The following is a 24619-nucleotide window of genomic DNA, read 5'->3' as shown; positions in this document are numbered from 1 at the left end:
CCGGCCTACCGCCTACCGTCCACCGGGACCGGCCTGCGGCTGGCGCAGGTGCCGGGCGAAGAACCCGGCCGCGTCCTCGCCCGCGAACCGCGGGACGCCCGTGTGCCCGCCCATGTTGGCGTGCAGCGTCTTCTCCCGGGAGCCGAAGGCGTCGAACAGGTCCAGGGACGCCTGCCGGTCGTTGCCCTCGTCGTCCCACTGCAGCAGGACGTGCAGCGGAATGGTGACCCGGCGGGCCTCCTCGAACACGGCGCGGGGAACGAGGCTCCCGGCGAAGAGGCCGGCGGCCACGATGCGCGGCTCGACCACCGCCAGCCGGACGCCGATGGAGATGACTCCCCCCGAGTACCCGACCGGGCCGCCGATCCCGGGCAGGGCGAGGAGGGCGTCCAGGGCGGCCTGCCATTCCGGGACGGACTTGTCGACGAGCGGGAGGACGAGGGCGTCGACGATCTCCTCGCCGACCGGCTCGCCGGCCTCCATGGCCCGGCGCAGGTCGGCGCGGGCCTGCTCGAGGGCGGCCCAGCGGGGCCGGTCCCCGCTGCCGGGGAGCTCGATGGTGGCCGCGGCGAAGCCGTCCGCCGCGCAGCGTCGGGCCCGGGCGACCAGCCGGGGGTGCATCCTGCGCAGTCCGAGCGGGGGGTGGCCGAGCAGGACCAGCGGGACCGGCTCGGACGGGGAGGCGGATGCGGGCGTCCACAGGATGCCGGGGATCTCGCCGAGGGTGAACCCACGCTCGAGGACGCCGCCGTCGAGGTGCTGTTCGGAAGTGAAACGCATGGTCGTGCCTTTCGGGAGTGCACTGGAACGGCGCTCCCGGACGACGACCTATCGCCCGACCGTGACCCCGGAGGAGAGCACCCATGTCGAAACGTTCACGGGTACCACCTCCTCGTTCTCTCGCACGGCCTCCAGGAGGCTAGCAGACCGGCGGTACCGGGGCACCGGAGAACCTCTCGGCCAGGCCGGGGGCGGGCAGCGCCCTAGGATGCCCGGAAACCGAGGAGGGGGTTCGATGGCGAACCGTGGGAGAGTCGGCGGCATCGTGGCCGTCACCGCGCTGCTGCTGCCGCCGGTGCTGTGGGCGGTGGGGCGGATGGAGTCCGGCAACGGCGGGCGGGCGGTGGCGGCCGACGTCCTGAACCGGCCGTGGGCGATGCTCGGCCTGGCCGCCGTCCTGCTGCTGGCCGCGGTCGTGGTCCGCGGCCGGTGGGACGTCGTCGGCGGGCTGGTGTCGGCGTTCGCGGTGTTCGGGCTGCTGCTGTCGGGTGGCGGCCACGTCCTGCAGATGTTCGGACCGAAGGTCCAGGGGGTGAGTCGCACCGCCTCCCCGGAGCGGGCGGACCATGTCCTGACGGTGGCCCACCACGACGATCCGGAGGGCTACAACGGGCGCTACTTCGTCCGGCTGGAGACCGGCACCGGCCTGGCGACCCGCCGTTGGGAGGTCCTCGCCCTCCACACGGGCGGCTTCCGGGGCCAGGGGGAGTTCGTCGCGGCGGAATGGGCCGGGTCCGGCCGGGTCCGGGTCACCACCGACGCCGGCTACCGCGTCTTCACCGTCGACCCGGGCTCCGGCGAACCGACCCTCACCGAGAGCGTCGGCGAGCTGAAGTCCCTCGTCCAGGGGGCCTGACAGGACGTTCGCCGGCGGCCGTGGCGCTGCTGGCCGGCCGGGTACGGGCGTGGCGGGCCTGAACCGCTGGATCTGTTGCGGGGATCGGCCGCCGGGGATCGGCCACGGGGATTGTCAGTGCCGTGTGCAACGGTGACGTCATGCTGGCGATCACGGTGCAGACGAACGAGACGCGGCACCTGAGGGTGTCCGCGGACGACCTCGCGGGGATGGTCCGGCGCATCGGTGCGCCGGACGACCGCTTCCTCGTCGTGGAGCGGATACCGGACCTGCCGGACGTGTACGTGCAGGTGTGGCACGCCGACGGCGAGGAGTACACGCTGGAGCACCGGGACGGCTCCGCCGAGCGGCACTTCGAGGTGCGGCTGGCCGGGCCCGAGCCGGTGGTCGCGGCGATGACGGGCTGGGCGCGCGGCGCGGCGGGCTGGGACGAGGGGCTGGACTGGCAGCCGCTCGACCTGGGCCCGGCGCCGGCGCCGGTGCCGCCGATCGACCTGGAGGCGGGCGAGCGGCGGGAGTTGGAGGACCGGCTGCGGCTGACGCTGGCCTGCGGCTACACCGACCGCGCCCGGCTCGCCGAGCAGGCCGAGGAGCACCTGGTCGCGGGCGACCGCCGCCCGCTCTCGCGCCCCCAGGCCGAGCAACTCGCCGACCGGCTCTGGCTGGAGCGGGTCGGCGAGCAGACCGGCTGGATCGGCGAGACGGATCCGGAGTGCCTGGCCCGGGCCTTCGCCGCCCTGGAGGCGGGCGGCATCACGGCCCGGGAGGACTTCGGCTGCTGCCGCTCCTGCGGCGACGCCGAGATCGCCGAGGCCGGCGAGGCCGACGCCCGCGGCTTCGTCTACTTCCACGCCCAGGGCACCGAATCCGCCGCCCTCGGCCACGGACTGTCCCTGCTGTACGGCGGCTTCGACGGCTCCCCGGCGGCCACCGCCGCGGTCGGGAAGGAGGTGGTCGCCGCCCTGGCGGAGGCCGGTCTGCCGACGGTCTGGAACGGCGACCCGTCCCAGGCCGTCGAGATACGCCCGCTGCTGTGGCGCCGCCGCCTGGCGGGGTGAGACTGGCACCGCGGCCCGGCGGCACCCCGACGGCCGGACGGCGGCGTCAGCCCCTCACGGCACCAGCACCCGTAGGGCGTCCGGTACCACCGCGACGTCCACCGGGAGCGCGGCGATGAACTCGCCGTCGGCGTAGGCGGTGATGCCGGGGGACTCGATCCGCAGGGCTTCGGTGCGCAGCGTGGTGACCTCCGGGTAGGTGATGTGGGTGCCCTTGAAGATCGTGGGGAAGAAGCGGGCGATGCGCAGCCGGGGCATGGCGTCGACGAGGGTGAGGTCGAGCAGTCCGTCGTCGGGCAGGGCGGCGGGGCACATCAGCATGCCGCCGCCGTAGCTGCGGGTGTTGCCGACGGCGGCCAGGGTGAGGTCGCGTTCGATGACGGTGCCGTCGGCGAGGGTGATGCGGAACGGCAGCGGGCGGAGGTTGGCGAACTCGGCGGCGATGGCGAGGTTGTAGCGCATCCGGCCGCGCGGCCAGCGCAGCCGGTTGGCGCGGTCGCTGACCAGGGAGTCGAAGCCGGTGGCGAGGACGGAGCCGTACCAGCGCACCGCGCCGTCCGGGCCGGTGATCCGGCCGAGGTCGACGCCGCGGGTGCGCCCGGCGGCGATGACGTCGGCGGCGGCCTCGGGGGCGCCGAGCGGCAGGCCGTACTCGCGGGCGTGGTCGTTGCCGGTGCCGGCCGGTATCACGCCGAGCGGGACGGGCGTGCCGGCCAGGGCCTGGAGGGCGAGGTTGATCATGCCGTCGCCGCCGACCACGGCCACCGCGTCCACGCCGTCGGCCGCCGCCTCGCGGGCGAGCCGGACGGCGTCCTCGGGGGAGCGCCCGGCCCGCGGTTCGACGTCGACGCCGAGGGCCCGCAGCCGGGCGGTGGCCCGGTGGGCGGCGGGCTCGGCGTGGCCGATGCCCGCCGCCGGGTTGGTGAGAACGGCGACCCTGCGGACGGTTCTCACGTCGTTCACGGGATCAGCTTGCCCGGGTTGAGGATGCCCGCCGGGTCGAGTTCGGCCTTGACGGCGCGCAGGATGCGCACGCCGAGGTCGCCGATCTCCTCGGTCATCCAGGGCCGGTGGTCGGCGCCGACGGCGTGGTGGTGGCTGATGGTGCCGCCGGCGCGGAGGATGGCGTCCCCGGCGGCGCGCTTGGCGGCGCCCCAGCGGGTGAGCGGGTCCTCGCCGAGGGCGGCGACGACGGTGAAGTAGAGCGAGGCGCCGGTCGGGTAGACGTGCGAGACGTGGCAGAGCACCAGGGAGCCGGGCAGGGCGCCGGTGAGCGCCTCGGTGACGGCGGCCCGCAGGGCCGGCAGCCGGCTCCAGGAGGCCGCGGTCTCCAGGGTCTCGCACAGCGCGCCCGCGGCGAGCAGCGAGTCGCGCAGGTAGGGGGCGCTGAACCGGCCGTGCTCCCAGGCCCGGGCGGGGCCCTCGCCGAGCGAGGTGCCGCCGGCGGCGAGCAGGGCGTCGCGGGTGAGCTGCTGCCGGGCGGCGACCTGGGCGGCGCCGCCCTCGAAGACGGTGACGGCCAGGCAGCCGCTGACCGCCGGGGCGCCGCCGATCTGCTCGGTCATGGCCAGGTTGATCATGGTCTCGGCCTCGTCGGAGAGCCGGATCACGGTCGGGCCGGTGCCCTGCTGCTCGACGGCGCGCAGCGCGGCCGTGCCGGTGGCGAAGTCGGGGAAGCTCCAGGCCTCGTACGCCTTGACGGCGGGCAGCGGGTGGACGCGCAGCCGGACGGCGGTGATCACGCCGAGGGTGCCCTCGGAGCCGAGGAAGAGCTGGCGCAGGTCGGGGCCGGCGGCGGAGGCGGGGGCGCGGCCGAGGTCGAGCACCCCGGCCGGGGTGACGACGCGCAGCCCGCGCACCATCTCGTCGAAGCGCCCGTACCCGGCGGAGTCCTGGCCGGAGGAGCGGGTGGCCGCGAAGCCGCCGATGGTGGCGTAGCGGAAGCTCTGCGGGTAGTGGCCGAGCTCCCAGCCGCGCTCGGCGAGCAGCTCCTCCGCGGCCGGGCCGGTGAGGCCGGCGCCGAGGACGGCCTCGCCGGAGGTCTCGTCCAGGTCGAGCAGCCGGTCGAAGCGGCGCAGGTCGAGGGAGACGACGGCGGCGAGGCCGCCGCGCTCGGGGTCGAGGCCGCCGACCACGCTGGTGCCACCGCCGAACGGGACGACGGCGATGCGGCGTTCGGCGCACACCGCGAGGACGGCGGCGACCTCCTGCTCGCTGCCGGGCAGCACGACGGCGTCGGGGGCGTCCTGCGCCTCGCGGCTGCGGCGGCGCAGCAGGTCCGGGGTGGACTTGCCGCCGGCGCGCGGCAGCCGGTCGGCGTCGGCGGCGCTGACGTGCTCCTTGCCGACCGCGCCGGCCAGCGCGTCGAGGTCCTCGGCGGAGAGCCGGGACGGGTGCAGGACGACCTCGTCGGCGCTCGGCCCGGGGGCGGCGTCGCCGGTGACGCCGAGGGCGGCGGCGAGCAGTCCCTTGATGTCGGCGGACAGCTCCTTGGCCAGGGCCGGGTCGCCCCAGGCGTCCCACTTCATCGGGGGGAGCGGAAGTGCGGCGCCGGCCGGTCCCGCTTGCGTCTCAGGTGCCATGCGTTACAGTTTCACACATCATGTCAAGTAGTAACGACGAGCCCGAGACGCCGGGCCAGACCCATGGGGGCACCGGCCAGGTCCCGGGGGCCCGCAGCACCGACGACGCGATCCTGGACGCCGCCGCCGACCTGATGGTCCATCTCGGCGTGCGCCGCACCCAGCTCGCCGAGATCGCCCGCCGTGCCGGGGTCAGCCGGCCGACCGTCTACCGCCGCTGGCCGGACGTCCGGGCGGTGATCGGCGCGCTGCTCACCCGGGAGATCCTGGCCACCCTGGAGGCCGCCGTGCCGACCGGCCGGGACCGGGAGGCCTTCGTCGAGCGGACCGTGGAGATCGCCGTCCGGCTGCGCGACCACCCGGTGATCGGCGCGCTGCTGCGCTCCGACGACTCCGACCTGCTGCTCGAGTACGTCGTCGAGCGGCTCGGCGCCAGCCAGCGCGGCCTGCTGGAGGCACTGCGCACCGGCATCGAGCAGGGCCAGGCGCACGGCTCGATCCGGGAGGGCGAGCCGCTCGAACTGGCCGCCATGGTCCTGCTGACAGCCCAGTCCACCGTCCAGTCGCACCGCATGGTCGCCTCCCTGCTGCCCGAGGCGGCCTGGCGGCGCGAACTGGCCAGAGCACTGAACGGATACCTCGCGCCATGACCCCCACCGCAGGCCCGCACACCGGTCCGCACTCCAGCTCGCACGCCGGTCCGTCCTCCGGTTCGCACGCGGGCCCGTACACCGGTCCGTACGCCGGGACCTCCCGGCTCAACGCCGTCCGAAGGGCGGCGGAGCTGGAGGCGCTCGGCGACGACGCCCGGATCGACCTCCTGGTCATCGGCGGCGGCGTCACCGGCGCCGGAGTGGCCCTGGACGCGGCCTCGCGCGGCCTGCGCACGGTGCTGGTCGAGGCCCGTGACCTCGCCTTCGGGACGAGCCGCTGGAGTTCCAAGCTGGTGCACGGCGGCCTGCGCTACCTCGCCTCCGGGCGGATCAAGGTGGCCCGGGAGAGCGCGGTGGAGCGCGGCGTGCTGATGACCCGCACCGCCCCGCACCTGATCCGCGCACTGCCCCAACTGGTGCCGCTGCTCCCGGACCTGCTGCGCCCCGGCCAGGCCGCGCTGATCCGTACCGGCTTCCACGCCGGGGACGCGCTGCGCCTGACGGCCGGCACCCCGGGCGCGCTGCTGCCCCGGGTGCGCCGGATCGACGCCGACCGGACCCGCCGGCTGGTGCCGGGCGTGCGGACGGACGGGCTGCGCGGCGCGCTGGTCGCCCACGACGGCCAACTCGTGGACGACGCCCGGCTGGTGGTCGCACTGGCCCGGACCGCCGCGCAGTACGGTGCCAGCGTGCTGACCAGGGTGCGCGCCGAGCAGGTCACCGGCACCTCGGCCCGGCTGGTCGACACCCTGACCGGGCGGGAACTCACCGTCCGGGCCGGCGCGGTGGTCAACGCCACCGGCGTCTGGGCGGGCGAGGTGGACACCTCGATCCGGCTCCGGCCCAGCCGGGGCACCCACCTGCTGGTGGACGCGAAGGCCCTCGGCAACCCGACCGCCGCCCTCACCGTGCCGGTGCCCGGCTCCACCAGCCGCTTCGTCTTCGCCCTCCCGCAGCAGCTCGGCCGGGTCGCGATCGGCCTGACCGACGAGGACGCCCCGGGCCCGATCCCGGACGAGCCGCAGCCCACCGAGGCCGAGCTCTCCTTCCTCCTCGACACCGTCAACGCCGCGCTCGCCACCGCCCTGACCAGGGCGGACGTGATCGGCGCCTACGCCGGGCTGCGCCCGCTGATCGACACCGGGGACGGCAGCACCGCCGACATCTCCCGCGAGCACGCGGTGCTGGAGAGCCCGTCCGGGGTGATCACCGTGGTCGGCGGCAAGCTCACCACCTACCGCCGGATGGCCGAGGACGCGGTGGACACCGCCGTCCGGCTGCGCGGCCTGCCCGCCCGCGCCTGCTGGACGGCCCGGCTGCCGCTGGTCGGCGCCCCCGGCCACGGGGACAGCCGCCCGCTGCCCGCCGGGGTCCCGGAGGGCGGAACCGCCGGGCGGGTGCCCGCCTCACTGCTCGCCCGCCACGGCGGCGCGGCCCACGAGGTGCTGGCGGCCGGAGAGTTGACGTCGATCGCCGAGGGCCTGGACGTGACCCGCGCCGAGATCGCCTACGCCGTCAGCCACGAGGGCGCGCTGGACGCGGCCGACGTACTCGACCGCCGCACCAGGATCGGGCTGGTCACGGAGGACGCCGAGCGCGCCCGGAAGGCGGTCGAGGAGATCGTCGAGGGGACCGTCGAGGAGCGTGCCGGGCGGCGTCAGGACGGCTGAGCGGCCCGGGGGAAGGGGGCGAGGTCCGGCTCCACCCAGGTGGTCCGGGCCCGCTCGCCCGCGAGCGTCCCGGGCCGGTAGTGGCGGGTGAGCAGCTCCTTGTCGAGCAGCTCGGGGTGGCGGGCCGCGAACGTGTCGAAGTCCGGTGCGGCGTCGGCGTGGTGGGCCACCAGCTCGACCCAGGCGCGGGTCATGGTGACGTGGAACTTCTGCGGTGCGCCCGCCTTGGCGGCCGTGCGCCGGATGCCCTCGCCGACCAGGGTGAGGGCGTCGGCGGCGCCGTGGCGGCGCACCGCGAGCCAGGTGAGCCGGACGTGCTGGCGGTGGCCGAAGCGCTCGGCGCCGGCCATCGCCTCGCCCAGGAGGGTGTCGAAGGCGTCAGGGGTCGCGGGGGTGGTCATGGGAGGGCTTTCGTCGTGGGGGTCCGGGCCGGTGGGTCCGGACGGTGGATCGTAAGGTTTGGTGGTATTTGCGGGCAAACCGCCTGAACGGGTGGTTTCGGTGCACCGAAGGGGATCGCGGACGATCGAGGGTTGACCGAGGGGGTCGGCCGCGAACGGGGAACGGGGTCCCCGGCTCCACGCCCTCGCAAGGCGGCCGTGGATGGGCGCGGCCGTGCGGATGAGGCGGAATCAGCGCGCCGTGCGCTCGGGCATCGGGTGCTCGGCGCCGGACAGCTCCAGGACGCAGGAGAGCGGGTGCTCGGCCCGGCCGGTGCGGTCCAGCCGCACCGCGAGCGGCCTCGGCGGGGTCGGCGGCTCCTCGGCGACCTGGGCGGTGAGGGTCAGCGGATAGTCGCCGTGCCCGTGGACCCGGTGGAAGTCGCACTCCTTGCCGTCGACCAGCAGCTCGGTCTCGGTGATCCAGCCGGACCGGACGTTGACGGTCACCGAGTGCCCGCCCTGGTCGAGGTGGAAGCTGTACCGCTGGCGCATCGGGACCTCCGGCGACCGGGCCTGCGACGAGGGGAGACGGCGGCGAGCCGACGAGGGGGAACGGGTGAAGATCGGACGAGGGGAAATCCACTGCCAGTCTAGGGCGGGAGGTCGCTAGGGTGCTCGGCATGCGGAGCACAGCGGGCGGCCTGCGGCCGTACGGGCCGGACGAGGAGGTGGCCGAGGACGAGTACGTCCTCGGCCTGTACCGGGTGCCGGTCAAGGCGAGGACGGGGCGCGGGGCCGGCCCGGCGCCGCAGCCCGGGCGGCTGGAGGCCTGGGTCGACGGCGGCGCCCTGCGGGCCGTCCTGCGCCGTCTGGGTGCGCGGACCCTGCCCACCCTCGCCCGCCACGAGCCGGACCTCGACTTCAGCAGCCGGATCCGGCAGCCGTCGATGGCCGCGCTGGTCCGGGAGATCGAGCAGGTGGACCTGGCCCGGCTCCCGGCCGCCGAGCGCGAGGTGCTGGGCCTGCTGCTGGGCTGGGGCCGCAGGGCGACGGCCGAGAACGGTGCGCTGCGGATCGAGATCGACGCCGTGCGGTGACGCCCTGGCCGGGCCGGCGGCGGTTCCCGCGCACGGTTCCCGTGTGCGACCCGGAGAAATTCCCGGGGTGGGCCCGCCTGCAGACGGATTCTCGTGATCTCTACAGTGTTGTAGATTCGTCCACAGGGAGAGATCAGAGGAGGGCATTGTGGGAGTTTCGCTGGCCAAGGGCGGCAACGTCTCGCTGAGCAAGGAGGCGCCCGGTCTGAGCGCCGTGATCGTCGGTCTCGGCTGGGACGTGCGCACCACCACCGGGGCCGACTACGACCTGGACGCCAGTGCGCTGCTGTGCAACGCGCTGGGCAAGGTGGTCTCGGACCAGCACTTCGTCTTCTTCAACAACCTCCGCAGCCCCGAGGGTTCGGTCGAGCACAGCGGCGACAACCTGACCGGCGGCGGAGACGGGGACGACGAGCAGATCAAGGTCGACCTGGACCGCGTCCCGGCCGACGTGGCCAAGGTGGTCTTCCCGGTGTCGATCTACGACGCCGACGCCCGGCTGCAGAACTTCGGCCAGGTGCGCAACGCGTTCATCCGGATCGTCAACCAGGCCAACGGCCTGGAGATCGCGCGCTACGACCTGACCGAGGACGCCTCGACCGAGACCGCGATGGTCTTCGGCGAGCTGTACCGCAACGGCAACGAGTGGAAGTTCCGCGCCATCGGCCAGGGCTACGCCTCCGGCCTGCGCGGCATCGCGACCGACTACGGCGTCAACGTCTGACCGTCGCCAGTCGGTAGCGGTCGACGCCCGTTCACCCGAAGCGGGTCGACCGGGGTTCGGCAGTCACGGCCACGCGCTCAGTCGGTACGGCCGAGCGCGTGGCCGCCGAAGCCCCCGCCGCCGGTGAACTGGTGGTGCCACCAGGCGGTCATGGCCGGTTCGTCCATCCCCGACCAGTCCGGCGCCGCGGTGACCTGGGCCCGGCCCAGGGTGCGGCCCAGTTCCACCAACTCCCGCCCGGCCGCCGTCCGTTCGCGGTCGTAGGCGGCCAGCAGGGCTGCCCAGGAGCCGGCCTCCCGCCCGGCCAGCTCGAAGGCGTGGGCGTCCTGGATCGCCTTCACCGCGCCGCTGGTGTTGTGCGGGCGCACCACGGTGGCCGCGTCCCCGCCGATCAGCAGCCGTCCGGCCGTCCGGGCCGGGGCCGCCAGGTCGTAGACCGGCTGGAGGAAGGTCCGTTCGCGCGGGGTCAGGGTGACCAGGCCGGCCCAGTACGGCGGCAGGTACCGCTCGGCGAGCCGGCGCAGCTCGTCCACCTGCGGGTCGGTGAGGCTGCCCGCCGGGATGCTGGTCGGGCCGTCCAGGCGCAGCCAGGCGGGGGTGGGGGCGTAGAAGACCCAGTTCACCTGGGTGCGGCCGGGCGCGACCCCGGGGATGCGGTAGATCACCACCTGGCCGCCGGGGTAGCAGGCGGTGATGCACTGCTCCTCCGGCCAGGGCGCCGCGCCGCCGGGCAGCTCGGCCAGCAGGGCGTCGTCGTAGCTGCCTCGCCAGCACACGTACCCGGCGTACTCGGGCTCGGCCTGCGGGCAGACGGCCTCGCGGACCACCGAGCGGTAGCCGTCGGCGCCGATCACCAGGTCGTACGTCTCGCGGCCGCCGTCCGTCTCGACCCAGGCGCCGCCCGTCTCGGCCCGGGTGCCGTCCGGCTCAGCCTGGGGGCCCTCCGACCCGCCGCCGTCCGGCTCAGCCTGGGGGCCCTCCGACCCGCCGCCGTCCGGTTCGTCCCCGCCCGGCTCGTTGCCGACGGCCGTCACGGTGGCACCCAGCCGGAACTCGACCTGCTCGGGCATCCGTTCGCGCAGGGCCTGCCAGAGCACGCCCCAGTGGTGCGAGTGGAACGGGAAGGGCTGGGCCCAGAGCAGTCGCCCGCAGCCGTCCGGCCCGTCGCCCTCGCCGGCCGCGCCCCGGGCGACCCAGCGGCGGACGGTGAGGCGGTGGCGGCGGGTGTCCGCGTCGAGGTGTCCGGCCCGGACCAGTTCGTCGAAGCGGTCGTTGTGGGTGCACAGCCCCACGCCGCGGTCCTCCAGGTGCCCGGGGCTGCGTTCCAGCACCACCACCCGTTCCGCGCCGAGCCGGGCGGCCGCGCCGGCGAAGGCGCTCCCGGCGATGCTGCCCCCGACCACGGCCACCGAGCCACCGCGCACGGTCGCTCCTCTCCTGAGTCCCGAGCTTCGAGTCCGCGGCGTCCCCGCGCTGCGATGTCCCCCCGCGACGCCCCCGCGATGTCCGGGACACGACGATACGCGTCCGGTCGGTCCCCGGCGCCGTGTTCGAGCCATCCGGAGGGCCCTTCCGGCGACCCGGGAGAGCCTTATGCAACTAGTTGCATACCCCGCCGCCCGTCCCCTACCCTGCGGTAACAACGCCCCCGGTCCACAACGCCCCCGGTCCACTCCCCGGTCCACTCCCCGCCCGCGCCCCAGGAGACGTCGATGAGCGCCCACCCCGGCAGCAACCGCTACCCGCACCTGCTCAGCCCGCTCGACCTCGGCTTCACCACCCTGCCCAACCGCGTGATCATGGGCTCGATGCACGTCGGCCTGGAGGAGGCCCCCGGCGGCTACGAGCGGATGGCCGCCTTCTACGCCGAGCGGGCCCGCGGCGGCGTCGGCCTGATCGTCACCGGCGGCATCGCCCCCAACGAGGCCGGGCGCCCCTGGGAGGGCGGCGCGATGCTGACCACCGAGGAGGAGGCCGACAAGCACCGCGTGGTCACCGACGCGGTGCACGCTGCCGGCGGCAGGATCGCCCTCCAGATCCTGCACTTCGGCCGCTACGCCTACCACCGCGACCTGGTCGCCCCCAGCGCGATCCAGGCCCCGATCAGCCCCTTCACGCCCAACGCGCTCACCGCCGAGCAGGTCGAGCAGACCATCGAGGACTTCGCCCGCTGCGCCGAACTCGCCCGCCGCGCCGGGTACGACGGCGTCGAGATCATGGGCTCCGAGGGGTACCTGGTCAACGAGTTCATCGTCGCCGCGACCAATCACCGCGAGGACGAGTGGGGCGGCACGTACGAGCGGCGGATGCGCTTCCCGGTGGAGATCGTCCGCCGGGTCCGCGAGCGGGTCGGCGAGGACTTCATCATCGTCTACCGCCTCTCCATGCTCGACCTGGTGCCCGGCGGCTCCACCCTCGACGAGGTCGTGCGGCTCGCCCAGGCCGTCGAGGCCGCCGGGGCGACCATCATCAACACCGGCATCGGCTGGCACGAGGCCCGCATCCCCACCATCGCCACCTCCGTGCCGCGCGGCGCCTTCGGCTGGGTGACGAAGAAGGTGATGGGCAAGGTCGGCATCCCGCTGGTCACCACCAACCGCATCAACACCCCCGAGATCGCCGAGCAGTTGCTCGCCGAGGGCAGCGCGGACCTGGTCTCGATGGCCCGCCCGCTGCTCGCCGACGCCGACTTCGTCGCCAAGGCCCGGGACGACCGCGCCGAGGCCATCAACACCTGCATCGGCTGCAACCAGGCCTGCCTCGACCACACCTTCAACCTCCAGATCACCTCCTGCCTGGTCAACCCGCGCGCCTGCCACGAGACCGAACTCGTCCTCGGGCCCACCCAGTTGCGCAAGCGGATCGGCGTCGTCGGGGCGGGCCCGGCCGGCCTCGCCTTCGCCGTCTCCGCCGCCGAGCGCGGCCACGACGTCACCCTGTACGACGCCGCCGAGGCGATCGGCGGGCAGCTGAACATCGCCCGGCGCATCCCCGGCAAGGAGGAGTTCGACGAGACGCTGCGCTACTTCCGCACCCGGCTGGCCGAGTTGGACGTCACGCTGCGGCTCGGCGCGACCGTCACCGCCGAGCAGCTGGCCGGGCAGGGCCACGACGAGCTCGTCCTCGCCACCGGCGTCACCCCGCGAACTCCCGCCGACATCCCGGGAATCGACCACCCCAGCGTGCTCGGTTACCTCGACGTGCTGCGCGACGGCGCGCCGGTCGGCGAGCGGGTCGCCATCCTCGGCGCCGGCGGCATCGGCTTCGACGTGGCCGAGTTCCTCACCGATCCGGGCGACGCGGCGAGCCTCAACCCGCCGGTGTTCCAGGCGAAGTGGGGCATCGACCCGGAGTACCGCGAGCGCGGCGGCCTGCGCGCCCCGGAGCGGCCGAAGCCCCCGCGCAGCGTCCACCTGCTCCAGCGCAGGACCACCAAGGTCGGCGCCGGCCTCGGCAAGACCACCGGCTGGATCCACCGCACCGAGCTCAAGCACCGCGGCGTGGTGATGGTCCCCGGCGTCACCTACGACCTGATCGACGACGCCGGTCTGCACATCACGGTGGACGGCGAGCGCCAACTGCTGCCCGTGGACACCGTCGTGCTCTGCACCGGCCAGGAGCCGCGCCGCGACCTGTACGAGGCGCTGCGCGAGCGCGGCCTGCCGGTGCACCTGATCGGCGGCGCCGACGTGGCCGCCGAACTGGACGCCAAGCGCGCCATCAAGCAGGGCACCGAGCTCGCCGCGGCGCTCTGAGCCCTCGCGTTCCGTACGGTCGGCGTCCCCGCGTCCCGCAGGGTCGGCGCCCCCGCCGCGAGCGGGGGCGCCGACCGAAAACCACTCGCCGTCCGCCCGGGGGCCGTTGCTAGTATCCGCAGGTCGCAGCGCGGATCACGGTGCGCGGGGCGTGGAGCGGATCACAGGGGAGAGCAGGCCGATGGACGAGCAGGGCGAGACGGCGTACGCGCCGATGGCGGACGAGCCGGCGGCGGACGAGCGGGTCGAGTTGGCGTACACGCCCACGGTGGCGGACTTCCGGGAGGCCCTGGCCGCCCGGTCCCGGGCGACGCGCGCGGGCCGGCGCCAGCGGGCGTTCCTGTACCTGCTCGTCGTCTGCGGCCCGCTCATCGCCGCGCTCGACCTCTCCACCGGCAAGGGCATCGGCTTCCCGCCGGTGTTCATGGTGCTCGCCGCGCTGGCCCTGCTCCTCTGGCTGCCCCGGCTGCAGGCCGGCCAGTTCCACAAGTTGACCGCCGACAAGGGCGAGTTCACCGCCACCGTGGCAGCGTCCGGCGTGACCATCACCAACCGCCACTCCACCAGCACCCTGACCTGGCAGGCGGTCCCGCACCACGTGGAGACCCCGGGGCTGTTCGTCCTGCTGAGCAACGACAAGAACAACTCCTGCCTGGCCGTCCTGCCCAAGCGCGGCACCGCCGACCCCGACCGGCTGCGCGCCGTGCTCGACCGGCACGCCCCCGCGCCCACCCGGGGCTGAGCCCGGCCCGTCCCGCAGCCCGCAGTCCGTACCCCGCCTTCGCCCCGTTCGTCCCCTGCCCGCTCCCCGTACGATCGACGGCATGTCGCTGCCGCACGCCATCCTCACCGCCCTGCTGGAGAAACCGTCCTCGGGGCTGGAGCTGACCAGGCGGTTCGACCGGTCGATCGGCTTCTTCTGGCCCGCCACCCACCAGCAGATCTACCGCGAACTGGGCCGGCTGGAGGCCTCCGGACAGATCCGGGCCCTCCGGCCGGAGGCACCGGTGCGCGGGCAGAAGAAGGAGTACGAGGTGCTCCCGGAGGGCCGCGCCGAACTGGCCCGCTGGACCGCCGAGGGCGCCGCTCCGCGCGCCGTCCGGGAGCCCCTGCTGCTGCGGCTGCGGGCGGCCGCGGTGGTCGGCACGGACGGCCTGGCGGCCGAGCTGGAACGCCATCTCGCCCTGCACCGCGAGCAGTTGGCCGACTATCGGGAGATCGAGCGGCGCGACTTCCCGGCCGAGCGGGCGGACGAGGAGAACCGGCTCCAGCACGCGGTGCTGCGGGCCGGCATCGGACTGGAGAGCTTCTGGGTGCAGTGGCTCGCCGAGACCCTCGACACCCTGCCGGCCGAGCCCTCCCGCCCGGCCGGCCCCTCCGACGCCCCTCGCGCCTGCGACCCCTCCGACCGGCCCTGACCTGCGCCGATCCCCGCCCGCGCGCCCGGCCCAGCCCCCGGTGGGACACTGGTGGCCTGTCCCTTCCCGAACTCTCGACCGGGGGACCCGTATGTCTCTGACCAGGCCCTTCCACGCCCTCACCGCCGCGGCCGTCGTCGTGGCGGTCGCCCTGGGCCCGGCCGCCCTCCCGGCGTCCGCCGCAACCGCCCAGCCACTGCCCTCCGCCGACCAGCTGAAGTCGGCCCTGCTGACCGCGGCCGACCTCGGCCCCGGCTGGACCGAGACCCCGGCGACCCAGAGCCCCAGCCCCAGCCCCAGCGCCGGCGCGAGCCCCAGCGCTAGCCCGTCGAACCCGGTGACCGGCTGCGACGCGCTCAGCGCCCTGATCAACATGTACGTCACCCGGCCGGGCGCGGCGATCCCGCGCGCCGAGACCGAACTCGACGGCCCGAACGGCAACCCGATGGTCACTCAGGCCCTCGCGGCCGAGCCGTCCGACCAACTCGCCACCGACTTCAACTCCGCCGCCGACGCCCTGAAGACCTGCCACACCATCACCTTCAACGCCGGCCCCAGTGACACCGTGACCTTCACCGTCAGCCCGGTCACCCTCGGCGACCGCAAGGACGCCCCCGCCGTCCACCTCGACGGCACCCTGGCCGGCGTCCGACTCAACGGCTACGTCGGCATCGAACGCTTCGGCGCGGTGGCCATGGCCTTCGGCTACTTCGAACGCCAGGGCAGCAACGAACAGGCCGCCTCCATGGAGTACCGCACCGCCGTCGCCAAGGTCGAACGCGCCCTCGGCGCCAAGGCCGGCAGCACCACCGCCCCCACGGCCGTCCCCGCCACCCCCACCGAGGGCCGCCGCGTCTGACCCGCCCCGCCCTCCGAACACCACCGCGGCCCCCCATCGAACGCACGAGGCGCTCGGCGAGGGGCCGCGGTGGTGGCCTGACGGCGACCGGACGGGGAGTCACGTTTTGGTTGTCCGGGAGCTCCTGTGAAGGCCCTCGTCGCTCTGTTGTTCCTGGTCCCCTTGTTTCAAGGAGCCCGCGGCGGGCGCCGGACCGCTCGGCGAGGACCAAGGGACCTGGAAGACTGGGAGCGTCGATGATGCCGGGGTGGGGGTTCTCGTGACCTTGCGGAACTACGACAGAGGGCATGGCTGCCAGATCTACCTGCAGGAAGAACGGAACGGGCAGCCTGACGTACGCAGAGGGATGAGCAGGAGACCGGTCTTCGGTGGGGGAGGCGATTCGCGTGGTGGGACGTTCGGTGGTGTTCCGGATGGTGCTGGTGGGGTTGTTGTGTGGCGCCAGTGCGTGCACCGGGGCGTCCGGTGGGCACGGCGGGGCGTCGGCGGGCGCCGTGTCCGGTGGGGTGGCGGCCGAGGTCGCGTGGCCGCTCGGTGAGGAAGGGGCGACGCTCTCGGAGGTCGAGAGGCGGCGGATCCTGCGATCGGCCGAGGAGAACGGCTGGGCTCCGGCCGGTGGCGAGGCCACGGTGGTCCGGTACGACAGCGGGTACGGCCCGGGGCTGATCTGGCGGGCGAAGGGGACCGGCGCGGTCTGTTCGGGATCGTCGCGTGGCTCGGGTCCCTGTGTTCCGCTGGCGGACATCGCCGCGAGGCCGAACCCGGGCGTCGGAATCTTCATCGGCGCCGCCTACTACGAGGGGAAGTGGTCGGTCATGCTGTTGTCCAGCGGTGAGACGGTCGATCGGGTCATGTGCCAGGGGCGGAGCTTTCCGGCGCGGCGGGCGTACGAGGTCACGGTCGACGGCGTGCTCCACACCGTCTACACGGTGTCGATACCGCGCGGACTCCAGGGCGAGTACCGGGTGGCCGTCCGACGGGACGGGCAGCCGGCCGAGGACCGCGTGACGCTCAACATGGATCGGGTCGCCGGCCCGGCGCGGTGCTGACCGGGCGGGCGAGGGCGGTGCACGGCGGGTGAGGCGGCGGCCCGGGCCGCCGGGGGAGGAACAGGTGACCGTGCTGTGAGGGGCTTCCCGAAGTCGCGGGAGGGGGTGGTCCTGCTGGCGGGCCTCCTGCTGATCGTCAGAGCGTAGTTCGCCCGGCGCTGATCCGGCAGGCCGAGAAGACTGGGGCTGTCCGGTCGGCGGTGCGATGGCGAAGTCTTGAGCGATGCGCATGGGGGATGAGTCACGTGGTGGGACGTTCCATGAGGGTGAGCGCTGTTCTCGTGGGTCTGGTGTGTGCTGCCAGTGCGTGCAGCGGGGGTGGGGCCGGAGGGGTGGCGGGCAAGGGTGTCACGTCGGCGCCCGTGGTCCGGCCGGTGTTTGCGGAGAGCTCGAAGCAGGTGATCCTGCGGACGGCGAAGGAGAACGGGACGGCGCCGGCGGGTGATCGGTTCACGCTGGTCGAGTACGACGGCGGGTACGGGTCGGAGCTGATCTGGCAGGCGGAGCGGACCGGGGGTCTGTGCGCCGCGTCGGAGAGCGTCATGGCGGGTTGGTGCGAGACGGTGGAGGAGACCTCCGGGCGGCGGGTTCCCGGCGTCGGCGTCTTCGTGGACCCGGGGCTGCGCGAACGCGACGGGGAGGCGTCGTGGGTGGTGCGGGTGATGGCCAGCGGTGAGACGATCGACCGTCTGTCGTGCCAGGGACGGGATTTCCCGGTCCGCCAGGTGTACGCGGTCGACGTGGCCGGGGCCCGGCGCACCGTCTACACCGCCTCGATCCCGAGGAATCTCCAGGGGTCGTACCGGGTGGCCGTCCAGCGGGACGGGAAGCCGGACGAGGATCGTCTCGACCTCGGCTTCGAGAAGGGCCGTGTCGTGCAGTGCTGAGGGGCCGGCCGCCCTCGGGCCCGCTGCACGGGCGGATTCTGCCTGGCCGACGCCGAACTGCTGAAGCGCCGTTTCCCGCAGCTGGGTTCGCTGTCGGCGGCGATGTGGGTCGGTCGGGTGCTGACGCAGAACTCCGTGACGTGGGTTCCCGGGCCGACCGACGTGAGTATGCAAGGGGTGGCACAGGTCGAGTCGGCGACGCTGGCGGAGATCACGGCGAACGGGACGTGGGAGGAGGTCTCCATCGGTTGCGGTGTCCCGGAGGAGATCGCCGCCGAGGTGGGTGACCCGACCAGGTGGCTCCACAGCAGGGCCTTCGACGAGTCGGTCACCCGGACCCAGTACCCGGGGAGCTTCTACTTCGACAAGCAGACTGGCCGGGTCTACTTCTGCGCGGTCAATCCGAAGATCAGGGAGGGAAGTTGAGCGTCTGCGGGCCTTGCGGGCGGCCGTACCCCCGTGACGGCCGCCCGTCGTACGGGCCTACGGGTGGTAGACGACCTCCGGGAAGGCCGTCGACGGTCCGTCGAGCAGGTTGCCGCAGTGCCGGCCCCGCAGGTGGAGGTCGAAGAAGGCGCGCGGGTAGGCCTGTTGGACGAGGACGCCGCGGTCGGGGTCGAGGGTGCCGACCTGGGACTGGATGTCCTGCTCGGTCATGCCGAGCAGCTTGCCCGCCTGCGGGATCAGCGTCATGTTGTCGCCGTAGGAGCTGTGGATGGCGCCGGTGGCCTGGACGTCGAGGCGCCAGCCGCGCAGGTGGCCCCAGAAGGTCTCGATGAACGGGCTGGTGGCCCGGGTGTAGCGGGCGGTCATCATCATGAACGGCCGGTCGATGTCGGTGGTGATGGCGGGGTTCGACTCCATCCGCCCGTCCAGGGTGAGCCCGGCGCGGATGCGCTGGTCGGCGACCATGGCGAGGCCGACGGCGGTGCCGCCCTTGGACCAGCCGAAGGCGCCCATGTTCCGCGCGTCCAGGTTGCCGAGCAGGCCGGTCGGCAGGGTGCGGCCGTCGACGTCGGGGTTGCGGCCGTTGGCGAGGTCGACGACGCGGTCGAGGAGGAAGAGCAGGTCGGCGGCGTAGTCCTTCGGGGCCAGCCCCGGGGCGACGCCGTCCCGGGTGACGACGGTGCCGTCGGGGAACTCGGTGAATCCGTCGTGGGTGTGGTCGACGGTGACGACGGCGAAGCCGTGGCTGGCCAACTCCTGGACCACGATGGTGTGGTCGGCGCGGTGGCTGCCCGCGCCGTGCGAATAGACGACGACGGGCAGCGGCCGGCCGGCCCGGTGGACGGGGGCGCCCTGGTGGCCGGCGGTGAGCGGGGCGAGTGAGAGGGGGAGGGGGAAGCCGGCGTCGTCGAGGAAGGCCTTCAGGGCGCCGTCGGTCATCCAGGGGGCGAGCGGGTACGCGTCGGCGGCCGCGGCCCGGGCCGGGTACCAGACGGTGGCCATCAGCTCGCGGAACTTTCCGGGTCGGGCGTTCGGGTCGAGCCTGGCCTCGTCGCGCAGGTGCAGTGGCACCATGCCCACGGGGAAGGGGCCGGTGGGCGCGGGCAGGGTGAGGCGGCCGGGGGAGTCGGGGCCGGTGCCGGTGCTGGTGCCCGTGGAGGAAGCGGGGGTGGAGGCGGGGGCGGCCGAGGCGGCGTGGGCGAGGCCCAGCGGCGCGACGGCGCCCAGTGCGAGGGCGGCGCCGAGCATGCGGCGGCGGCTCGGTCCGGTGGGGCGGGCGGTCGGCGTGCTGTCCATCGGCGTGGTGCCCGTCGGCGTCGTGTCCATCGGCGTGGTGTCCATGCGCGGAACGCTGTCACGGGGGGCGCGGGGGCGGCATCGGCCTGCGGATTGATGATCGGTCACCTGGCATTGGCCCACGGGTTTACATCCCCGGGCTGATGCGGAACGGGCGTGCGCGGGATCTCGCGAAGGGCGGCCCCGAGGGCGTGCGGTCGACGCCTCGGCCCCCTCGGGTGCGGGAGGGGGCCGAGGGGGCCGAGGCGGATGGTGCCGAGAGGGATGGTGCCGTCGCCGATGTGCCTAGACGAAGTTCTTGTCGATCAGCATCTGCAGCACGTTGACGTGGAAGTCCGGGAAGTCCATCGGCACGATGCCGAACCGGGCGCGCTGCTGGGTGCGGGCGTTCAGGTACGGGTAGACGGTGCGGTCCATCAACGACTGCGAACTGGTCTTGGGCCAGTAACCACCGGCGTACGACAGGAAGTTGACGAACATCTTCGAGTAACCCGGGTTGAGGAAGGCCTTGTCGAACTGGGCGACGATGCGCTGGCCCTTGGTCCCCAGGGGGTCGGTGCCGCCGGTCTGCCAGAGGTCCTGGGTGTCGAAGTAGCCGTTCTCGCCGCTGGACCAGTCGATCAGGCCCCACGGGTTGGTGAAGTCGGCGATCAGGACGACCTTCCCCCGGGCGGTGGCGAGGGTCGGCCAGCCGTAGAAGTGGAACAGGTCGCGGTAGCCGAGCCCGTCGAGGTAGTGGTTGATCCGCCGCATGAACTCGGTGTCGTCGAGCGCCTGGCCGCCGGCGCGCTCGTTGCGCAGGCGCATCAGGACGGTCTCGCCGGGGTGCGAGCGGAGGAAGGAGCGGCACTGGTCGAGCACGTCCTGGAGCCGGATGTGCTGGTAGTTGTCCGAGTGGTAGATCCCGAGTTCGTCGGGCGCGCCCTGGAGGCCGTTGCAGCGGATGTCGAGGAAGCGGACGCCCTCGGTCAACTGCTGGGGCAGGCCCCAGTTCTGGGTGTGCGACCACTCGGTGCCGTAGGCGGGGTTCTCGCAGCAGGAGTCGTGGGTGCCGGGGATGGTGAGGTCCAGGAGGGAGGTGCTGCCGTTCAGGCGGCTCATCCAACTGTCGGTCGGCAGCCCGCGCGGGGTGGTCGAGGCGGCGGCGGAGGGGGAGGCCGAGGCGCTGCCCGGGAGGGCGAGGCCTCCGAGGGCGGCGGCGCCGAATCCCGCGCCCCAGCTGAGGAGTTCACGACGTGCGATGCCCATGGTGCGGCTCCTTGGGGTCCAGTCGGTCCGGGGTCGATCCGGGGTCGATCCGGGGTTGATCCGGGGTCGGTCCGGTCGGTCGTACGAGTCGTGCGAGGCGTGCGAGTGGTGCGCTTGTCATCTTGGAGCACGCGGCCACTGCTTTGGCAGGTTCACGACGCCGGCAATCCGGGGCCGGACGGCCCCGGCGGGGTGAAGATCGAAATGCGCGGACGGCCGCCGCCCGCCACGGTGGGACCGTGGCTGCGATCGTCGTCCTCTTCGAACTGGCCCCGGACCAGGCCCTCGGCCCCGAGGGCGTCGGGCCGGGCGTGGTCGCGGTGCACGCCGCCGGCCAGGACCCGGACGTCCCGGAGGACCCGCAGGCGCGCACCCTCTGCGGGCTGGACACCGCGCCGATGGAGCACGCCCACTACCGCCCCGCCCGGCCGGGCGAGCCGTGGTACCCGCCCGAGCTGGAGCAGCAGCGGTGCCGGCTCTGCGAGGCGGCGCTGCACCGGCTCTGAGAGTCCTGAGGATCAGGAGAACGTTCGAGCGGCCGGTCAGCGGGGCCGGTGGGCGATCGCGGCGAACATCGTCACCGACAGGTGGAACGCCCCGTGCCCGGCGGCCGCGTCGAGGTCGGCGTAGAGCCGGTCGCGCTGCTCCTCGGTGAGCAGGCCCCGGCCGACGGCCGCCGCGCCGAGACCGCGGAGGATCGGTCCGCCGACCGTGTGGGGGTCGTGCAGGAGGACGTCGGCGCCGAGGGTGTCGACGGTCAGCCCGGCCTCGACCAGCCAGCCCGCGAGGCTGCACCCGGCCTCCGGCTGGGCGGCGGCGCCCTGGACGACGGCGGCCAGCGCGGGACGGACGTCCGGGGCCACCGGGTGCAGCAGGAAGGTCGACCAGTCGGTGTCCAGCAGCGCGACCCGGCCGCCCGGGCGCAGCACCCGGGCCATCTCGGCGACGGCCTTCGCCGGGTCGGTGAGGTGCTGGAGAACGCGCTCGCACCAGACCGCGTCCAGCTCGCCGTCGGGCAGCGGCAGCGCCTGCGCGTCGCCGTCCAGGAAGCGGGCCGGGCTGCCGGCCTCGGCGGCGCGCCGCTCGGCGACGGCCCGCAGACCGGGGTGCGGTTCGACGCCGATCGCGCTTCCCGTGCTGCCGCCGGCCGCACCGCCCTCCGGGCTGACCGCCGCCGCGAGCACCCGGGTCTCCGAACCGGTGCCGGCGCCGACGTCCAGCGCGCGCTCGCCAGGGCGTACGGCGAGCCGCTCGTGCGCCCACGCGCGCAGGCGCCGTACCCCGGGGTTGGCGGCCTGCGCGTCCAGCGCGGCGACCAGCCGGTCGGTGTCCGCCGGGTCGGCGTTGGCGGCGTGGAAGGCCGAGGTGGGACGCGGGTCGGTCATGGGCGCCACCCTAAACGGACATGACGGTCCATCAGTGACATCCCGCCCGCGCTCCTCGCGGCACGGCTCGTCTGGGACGGCGGTCCGCCCCCTGCCGACCGACAGGGGCCCCGGGGTGGCGGGTCCGGCCGGCTTTCCGCTCCTCGTGCCCGCCGCCGCGGGTCAGAGTTCCGGCAGTGCCTCGCCGACGCGGGGTTCGCGGTGCTCGGTGAGCCAGAACAGGTAGCCGCGCAGGTAGGCCTCCAGCCCGTCGTCCAGGTAGGCGGCGTACTGGCGCAGGGCGTCCGGTTCGTTCCGGCCGTCGTCGCCCAGTCGCAGTTCGTCGGCGATCCAGGCGCGGACCTCGTCCCGGCGGGCCCACCAGTCGCGTACCGCCTGCGGGGTCCAGTGCCGGTCGCCGTCCCAGGCGTAGCCGCCCAGGGGCTCGTCGTGGGCGATCTCGACCAGGGCGGCCACTTCACGCGGGTTGACGGGTTGGCGGTGGACGAACTCGCAGTGCCTGTCGTCGGAGAGCACGTGCTCGGGGAGGTAGTACGGCCCGTTCAGTCCGCTGTCGGTCTCGCCGACGTAGAACGGGCCGGGCACGTTCAGCCAACCGCGCTGCTCCCAACGGCCGCGGCCCACCGAGTCGGCCATCTCCCGGGCGGTCGGCAGCGGGTCCCAGTAGGCGAGCTCCTGCCACGGCCCCTCCACCGGGTGGAGGAGCAGCCGCCCGCGCATCCGGGCTGCGGCCTGCCGCAGCGCCGCCTCGTGCGAGAGCTCCTGCCCCCGGTTCAGCGACCGGATCCACCGGCCGATCACCCCGCCCACCTGCGTCTTTCTCATGCGGCCCAGCCTAGGACCTGCCTTTGGGCGCGCGTCGTTCGCCCGGGGGGCGGGGGAGTGCCGGCCCGTGGACGGGGCGTTCGCCTGAGCGGGCTCGCGGGCCCTCGGAACCGCTCAGGCGAAGCCGGCCTCGGTGAAGCGGCAGCCGCCGCGCTCGGCGCCGGACAGGACCGGGGTCGAGGTGAGCCGCGGGGTCTCGCGGATGTACTGGCGGAAGCCGGAGGCGCGGAACTTCAGGTCGAAGGAGTGGCCCTCGATGTGCCAGTGCGGCGAGTCCTGCTTGTCGTCGTCCGGTGCCAGCCGGTGCAGGTCGGCGATCTCCAGCTCCGGGGCCATGCCCTCGAAGCCGAAGTCGCCCTGGAGGTCCCAGACCTCTTCGAAGGCGAGGGTCGCGGGGGCGACCCAGAAGGAGAAGTTCCGCGCGGGCCGGACGGGGTGGACCCACTGGACGATGTAGTCGAGGTCGAGGAGGAGGCGCGGCAGGAAGTCGTCGGTCTGCTGCACGTACAGGCCGTGGACGGTGGCGTCGTGCCAGCCCATTTCCTCGAAGTCGGCGTCGCTCCAGACGCTTTTCGAGAGGCCTGATTCCTGGTGACCGCCGCTGTTCATGGTCGTCATCCAATCAGGCCCGGTGCGCGGGAAGTCGGCCGGGCCGACTTCCCGCGCACGCCGGCTCAGGCGGACGCCTCGCCGGTGGCGGTGCCCGTGCAGCAGGCCTCGGGGGCGCCGGCGGCGCTCTTGCCGAGGGTGTCGGCGTCGGCCTTGACCACGTAGACCTCCCAGGGCTCCTTGCCGGGGGCGGTCACCCAGACCTTGTCCTGGACGGCGTAGCAGCAGGAGGTGTCGTTCTCCTCGAAGGCGGCGAGGCCGGCGTCCCGGAGACGGGTGGTGGCGGCGGTGACCTGCTCGGTGGAGGCGACCTCGACGCCGAGGTGGTCCAGGCGGGTGTCCTCGCCCGGCTCGCCCTCGATGAGGACGAGCTTCAGCGGGGGCTCGGTGATGGCGAAGTTCGCGTAGCCGGGGCGGCGCTTGGCGGGCTCGGTGCCGAAGAGCTTGGTGTAGAAGGCGATGGAGCCTTCGAGGTCGGCGACGCGCAGGGCGAGCTGGACACGGGACATGGTGGCCTCCAACAGGCTGGATCGAGCCTGGATCGATATCCGTCGATGCAAGCTTGCGGACTGGATCGGCGTTCGTCAATATAGAAGCATGTCGAAACAGGAACTCCGAGTGCTGGGCCAGGACGACGGCGCGGACGGCTGCTGCCCCGGGCTGCTGAGCGCTCCGCTGGACGAAGGGCAGGCCGCCGAACTGGCGCCGTTGTTCAAGGCCCTGGGCGATCCGGTGCGGCTGCGGCTGCTGTCGATGATCGCCTCCGGCGCCGGCGGCGAGGTGTGCGTCTGCGACCTGACCCCGGCCTTCGACCTGTCCCAGCCGACGATCTCCCACCACCTGAAGCTGCTGCGGCAGGCCGGGCTGATCGACTCCGAGCGCCGGGGCACCTGGGTGTACTACCGGCTGGTCCCCGAGACCACCGACCGCCTCGCGGGCGTCCTCACCCGCCCGGCACCGCTCGAACCCGGCTCGGTGCCGCTCGGAGCCGCCGAGTGAGCGCCGCAACCGGGGCCCCCGCCCCCGCCCCCGTCGCCG

Annotated in this window: 27 protein-coding genes; 15 read left to right on the top strand and 12 right to left on the bottom strand. The window is 74.0% G+C overall.

Annotated features, from left to right (window positions below; translation table 11 throughout):
* Window positions 1-12: 12 nt before the first annotated feature.
* A complete protein-coding gene (locus tag ACFVU7_RS09140) occupies window positions 13-780 on the bottom strand; it encodes a hypothetical protein (protein ID WP_049658618.1) in 768 nt (255 codons plus the stop codon).
* 235 nt (window positions 781-1015) lie between these two features.
* Between ACFVU7_RS09140 and ACFVU7_RS09135 the strand changes: the two genes are divergently transcribed.
* Complete coding sequence (locus ACFVU7_RS09135) at window positions 1016-1636, top strand: hypothetical protein (RefSeq protein WP_388044770.1); 621 nt, start codon at window positions 1016-1018, stop codon at window positions 1634-1636.
* 140 nt (window positions 1637-1776) lie between these two features.
* Entirely contained in the window at window positions 1777-2694 is a 918-nt protein-coding gene (locus ACFVU7_RS09130) for a DUF6891 domain-containing protein (protein ID WP_388044769.1), read from the top strand.
* Window positions 2695-2748: 54 nt separating this feature from the next.
* Here ACFVU7_RS09130 and ACFVU7_RS09125 read toward each other — a convergent pair whose 3' ends face one another.
* Both ACFVU7_RS09125 and ACFVU7_RS09120 read right to left on the bottom strand, forming a co-directional pair.
* Window positions 2749-3657, bottom strand: a complete 909-nt coding sequence (locus ACFVU7_RS09125; protein WP_388044768.1) for a diacylglycerol kinase — start codon at window positions 3655-3657, stop codon at window positions 2749-2751.
* Window positions 3654-5222 (bottom strand): FAD-binding oxidoreductase, encoded by a 1569-nt coding sequence (locus ACFVU7_RS09120; protein WP_388044767.1) that lies wholly within the window; start codon window positions 5220-5222, stop codon window positions 3654-3656. The genes ACFVU7_RS09125 and ACFVU7_RS09120 overlap by 4 nt, the downstream gene beginning before the upstream one ends.
* Before the next feature lie 74 nt (window positions 5223-5296).
* Here ACFVU7_RS09120 and ACFVU7_RS09115 point away from each other — a divergent pair, with 74 nt between their 5' ends.
* A complete protein-coding gene (locus ACFVU7_RS09115) occupies window positions 5297-5926 on the top strand; it encodes a TetR/AcrR family transcriptional regulator (protein ID WP_079272406.1) in 630 nt (209 codons plus the stop codon).
* Window positions 5923-7599 carry a glycerol-3-phosphate dehydrogenase/oxidase gene (locus tag ACFVU7_RS09110; protein ID WP_388044766.1) on the top strand — a complete coding sequence of 559 codons (1677 nt, stop codon included), beginning with the start codon at window positions 5923-5925 and terminating at the stop codon, window positions 7597-7599. Before ACFVU7_RS09115 ends, ACFVU7_RS09110 begins: the two co-directional genes overlap by 4 nt.
* On the opposite strand, the gene ACFVU7_RS09105 is transcribed toward ACFVU7_RS09110, so the two are convergent.
* On the bottom strand, window positions 7587-8000 hold the full coding sequence (locus ACFVU7_RS09105; RefSeq protein WP_388044765.1) for a hypothetical protein: 414 nt from the start codon (window positions 7998-8000) through the stop codon (window positions 7587-7589). The genes ACFVU7_RS09110 and ACFVU7_RS09105 overlap by 13 nt on opposite strands.
* 231 nt (window positions 8001-8231) lie before the next feature.
* A complete protein-coding gene (locus ACFVU7_RS09100) occupies window positions 8232-8534 on the bottom strand; it encodes a hypothetical protein (protein ID WP_074004108.1) in 303 nt (100 codons plus the stop codon).
* Between the two features lie 128 nt (window positions 8535-8662).
* Here ACFVU7_RS09100 and ACFVU7_RS09095 point away from each other — a divergent pair, with 128 nt between their 5' ends.
* Both ACFVU7_RS09095 and ACFVU7_RS09090 read left to right on the top strand, forming a co-directional pair.
* Window positions 8663-9079 carry a hypothetical protein gene (locus ACFVU7_RS09095; protein ID WP_159028378.1) on the top strand — a complete coding sequence of 139 codons (417 nt, stop codon included), beginning with the start codon at window positions 8663-8665 and terminating at the stop codon, window positions 9077-9079.
* Window positions 9080-9227: 148 nt separating this feature from the next.
* Window positions 9228-9803 (top strand): TerD family protein, encoded by a 576-nt coding sequence (locus tag ACFVU7_RS09090; RefSeq protein ID WP_049650185.1) that lies wholly within the window; start codon window positions 9228-9230, stop codon window positions 9801-9803.
* A 77-nt stretch (window positions 9804-9880) separates the two neighbouring features.
* Here ACFVU7_RS09090 and ACFVU7_RS09085 read toward each other — a convergent pair whose 3' ends face one another.
* On the bottom strand, window positions 9881-11227 hold the full coding sequence (locus ACFVU7_RS09085; RefSeq protein ID WP_388044764.1) for an FAD-dependent monooxygenase: 1347 nt from the start codon (window positions 11225-11227) through the stop codon (window positions 9881-9883).
* 288 nt (window positions 11228-11515) lie between these two features.
* Here ACFVU7_RS09085 and ACFVU7_RS09080 point away from each other — a divergent pair, with 288 nt between their 5' ends.
* The 7 genes from ACFVU7_RS09080 (at window position 11516) to ACFVU7_RS09050 (ending at window position 18197) form a co-directional block, all read left to right on the top strand.
* A complete protein-coding gene (locus ACFVU7_RS09080; protein ID WP_388044763.1) occupies window positions 11516-13558 on the top strand; it encodes an FAD-dependent oxidoreductase in 2043 nt (680 codons plus the stop codon).
* Between the two features lie 151 nt (window positions 13559-13709).
* A complete protein-coding gene (locus tag ACFVU7_RS09075) occupies window positions 13710-14300 on the top strand; it encodes a YcxB family protein (RefSeq protein WP_375874516.1) in 591 nt (196 codons plus the stop codon).
* A gap of 82 nt (window positions 14301-14382) precedes the next feature.
* Window positions 14383-14976 (top strand): PadR family transcriptional regulator, encoded by a 594-nt coding sequence (locus tag ACFVU7_RS09070; protein WP_388044762.1) that lies wholly within the window; start codon window positions 14383-14385, stop codon window positions 14974-14976.
* Between the two features lie 91 nt (window positions 14977-15067).
* Window positions 15068-15835, top strand: coding sequence for a hypothetical protein (locus ACFVU7_RS09065; protein WP_388044761.1), 768 nt, complete (start codon window positions 15068-15070; stop codon window positions 15833-15835).
* Between the two features lie 368 nt (window positions 15836-16203).
* Entirely contained in the window at window positions 16204-16884 is a 681-nt protein-coding gene (locus ACFVU7_RS09060) for a hypothetical protein (RefSeq protein ID WP_074004114.1), read from the top strand.
* Window positions 16885-17258: 374 nt separating this feature from the next.
* Window positions 17259-17771, top strand: a complete 513-nt coding sequence (locus ACFVU7_RS09055; RefSeq protein ID WP_388044760.1) for a hypothetical protein — start codon at window positions 17259-17261, stop codon at window positions 17769-17771.
* Between the two features lie 177 nt (window positions 17772-17948).
* Window positions 17949-18197, top strand: coding sequence for a hypothetical protein (locus ACFVU7_RS09050; protein ID WP_387820386.1), 249 nt, complete (start codon window positions 17949-17951; stop codon window positions 18195-18197).
* A gap of 57 nt (window positions 18198-18254) precedes the next feature.
* Here ACFVU7_RS09050 and ACFVU7_RS09045 read toward each other — a convergent pair whose 3' ends face one another.
* Together ACFVU7_RS09045 and ACFVU7_RS09040 are read right to left on the bottom strand one after the other, a co-directional pair.
* A complete protein-coding gene (locus ACFVU7_RS09045) occupies window positions 18255-19559 on the bottom strand; it encodes an acetylhydrolase (protein ID WP_387820384.1) in 1305 nt (434 codons plus the stop codon).
* A gap of 240 nt (window positions 19560-19799) precedes the next feature.
* A complete protein-coding gene (locus ACFVU7_RS09040; RefSeq protein WP_387820382.1) occupies window positions 19800-20762 on the bottom strand; it encodes a phosphatidylinositol-specific phospholipase C in 963 nt (320 codons plus the stop codon).
* Window positions 20763-21001: 239 nt separating this feature from the next.
* Here ACFVU7_RS09040 and ACFVU7_RS09035 point away from each other — a divergent pair, with 239 nt between their 5' ends.
* Window positions 21002-21268, top strand: a complete 267-nt coding sequence (locus ACFVU7_RS09035; RefSeq protein ID WP_053111985.1) for a hypothetical protein — start codon at window positions 21002-21004, stop codon at window positions 21266-21268.
* A gap of 36 nt (window positions 21269-21304) precedes the next feature.
* Here ACFVU7_RS09035 and ACFVU7_RS09030 read toward each other — a convergent pair whose 3' ends face one another.
* The 4 genes from ACFVU7_RS09030 to ACFVU7_RS09015 all read right to left on the bottom strand — a co-directional run bounded on the left by ACFVU7_RS09030 (window position 21305) and on the right by ACFVU7_RS09015 (window position 24090).
* Window positions 21305-22147 carry a methyltransferase domain-containing protein gene (locus ACFVU7_RS09030; RefSeq protein WP_388044759.1) on the bottom strand — a complete coding sequence of 281 codons (843 nt, stop codon included), beginning with the start codon at window positions 22145-22147 and terminating at the stop codon, window positions 21305-21307.
* 162 nt (window positions 22148-22309) lie between these two features.
* The gene (locus tag ACFVU7_RS09025) at window positions 22310-22972 is read right to left on the bottom strand and encodes a ferredoxin (protein ID WP_388044758.1); all 663 of its coding nucleotides are present in this window, start codon (window positions 22970-22972) and stop codon (window positions 22310-22312) included.
* A 114-nt stretch (window positions 22973-23086) separates the two neighbouring features.
* Complete coding sequence (locus ACFVU7_RS09020) at window positions 23087-23581, bottom strand: hypothetical protein (RefSeq protein ID WP_049651013.1); 495 nt, start codon at window positions 23579-23581, stop codon at window positions 23087-23089.
* Between the two features lie 65 nt (window positions 23582-23646).
* Entirely contained in the window at window positions 23647-24090 is a 444-nt protein-coding gene (locus ACFVU7_RS09015) for an ArsI/CadI family heavy metal resistance metalloenzyme (RefSeq protein WP_388044757.1), read from the bottom strand.
* A gap of 88 nt (window positions 24091-24178) precedes the next feature.
* Between ACFVU7_RS09015 and ACFVU7_RS09010 the strand changes: the two genes are divergently transcribed.
* Entirely contained in the window at window positions 24179-24580 is a 402-nt protein-coding gene (locus ACFVU7_RS09010) for a helix-turn-helix transcriptional regulator (RefSeq protein WP_049651012.1), read from the top strand.
* The last annotated feature ends 39 nt before the right edge of the window (window positions 24581-24619 follow it).

The organism is Kitasatospora sp. NPDC058046 (assembly GCF_042885595.1).
GTDB lineage: Bacteria > Actinomycetota > Actinomycetes > Streptomycetales > Streptomycetaceae > Kitasatospora.
This window is presented reverse-complemented; position numbering and strand designations above follow the sequence as displayed.

What these genes read in the sequence shown, in the direction of transcription:
- ACFVU7_RS09030 (WP_388044759.1), bottom strand. Translation starts at nt 22,147, where the DNA reads ATGACCGACCCGCGTCCCACCTCGGCCTTCCACGCCGCCAACGCCGAC.
- ACFVU7_RS09110 (WP_388044766.1), top strand. Translation starts at nt 5,923, where the DNA reads ATGACCCCCACCGCAGGCCCGCACACCGGTCCGCACTCCAGCTCGCAC.
- ACFVU7_RS09130 (WP_388044769.1), top strand. Translation starts at nt 1,777, where the DNA reads ATGCTGGCGATCACGGTGCAGACGAACGAGACGCGGCACCTGAGGGTG.
- ACFVU7_RS09025 (WP_388044758.1), bottom strand. Translation starts at nt 22,972, where the DNA reads ATGAGAAAGACGCAGGTGGGCGGGGTGATCGGCCGGTGGATCCGGTCG.
- ACFVU7_RS09015 (WP_388044757.1), bottom strand. Translation starts at nt 24,090, where the DNA reads ATGTCCCGTGTCCAGCTCGCCCTGCGCGTCGCCGACCTCGAAGGCTCC.
- ACFVU7_RS09095 (WP_159028378.1), top strand. Translation starts at nt 8,663, where the DNA reads ATGCGGAGCACAGCGGGCGGCCTGCGGCCGTACGGGCCGGACGAGGAG.
- ACFVU7_RS09070 (WP_388044762.1), top strand. Translation starts at nt 14,383, where the DNA reads ATGTCGCTGCCGCACGCCATCCTCACCGCCCTGCTGGAGAAACCGTCC.
- ACFVU7_RS09010 (WP_049651012.1), top strand. Translation starts at nt 24,179, where the DNA reads ATGTCGAAACAGGAACTCCGAGTGCTGGGCCAGGACGACGGCGCGGAC.
- ACFVU7_RS09020 (WP_049651013.1), bottom strand. Translation starts at nt 23,581, where the DNA reads ATGAACAGCGGCGGTCACCAGGAATCAGGCCTCTCGAAAAGCGTCTGG.
- ACFVU7_RS09040 (WP_387820382.1), bottom strand. Translation starts at nt 20,762, where the DNA reads ATGGGCATCGCACGTCGTGAACTCCTCAGCTGGGGCGCGGGATTCGGC.
- ACFVU7_RS09135 (WP_388044770.1), top strand. Translation starts at nt 1,016, where the DNA reads ATGGCGAACCGTGGGAGAGTCGGCGGCATCGTGGCCGTCACCGCGCTG.
- ACFVU7_RS09105 (WP_388044765.1), bottom strand. Translation starts at nt 8,000, where the DNA reads ATGACCACCCCCGCGACCCCTGACGCCTTCGACACCCTCCTGGGCGAG.
- ACFVU7_RS09140 (WP_049658618.1), bottom strand. Translation starts at nt 780, where the DNA reads ATGCGTTTCACTTCCGAACAGCACCTCGACGGCGGCGTCCTCGAGCGT.
- ACFVU7_RS09045 (WP_387820384.1), bottom strand. Translation starts at nt 19,559, where the DNA reads ATGGACACCACGCCGATGGACACGACGCCGACGGGCACCACGCCGATG.
- ACFVU7_RS09120 (WP_388044767.1), bottom strand. Translation starts at nt 5,222, where the DNA reads ATGAAGTGGGACGCCTGGGGCGACCCGGCCCTGGCCAAGGAGCTGTCC.
- ACFVU7_RS09080 (WP_388044763.1), top strand. Translation starts at nt 11,516, where the DNA reads ATGAGCGCCCACCCCGGCAGCAACCGCTACCCGCACCTGCTCAGCCCG.
- ACFVU7_RS09100 (WP_074004108.1), bottom strand. Translation starts at nt 8,534, where the DNA reads ATGCGCCAGCGGTACAGCTTCCACCTCGACCAGGGCGGGCACTCGGTG.
- ACFVU7_RS09065 (WP_388044761.1), top strand. Translation starts at nt 15,068, where the DNA reads ATGTCTCTGACCAGGCCCTTCCACGCCCTCACCGCCGCGGCCGTCGTC.
- ACFVU7_RS09115 (WP_079272406.1), top strand. Translation starts at nt 5,297, where the DNA reads ATGTCAAGTAGTAACGACGAGCCCGAGACGCCGGGCCAGACCCATGGG.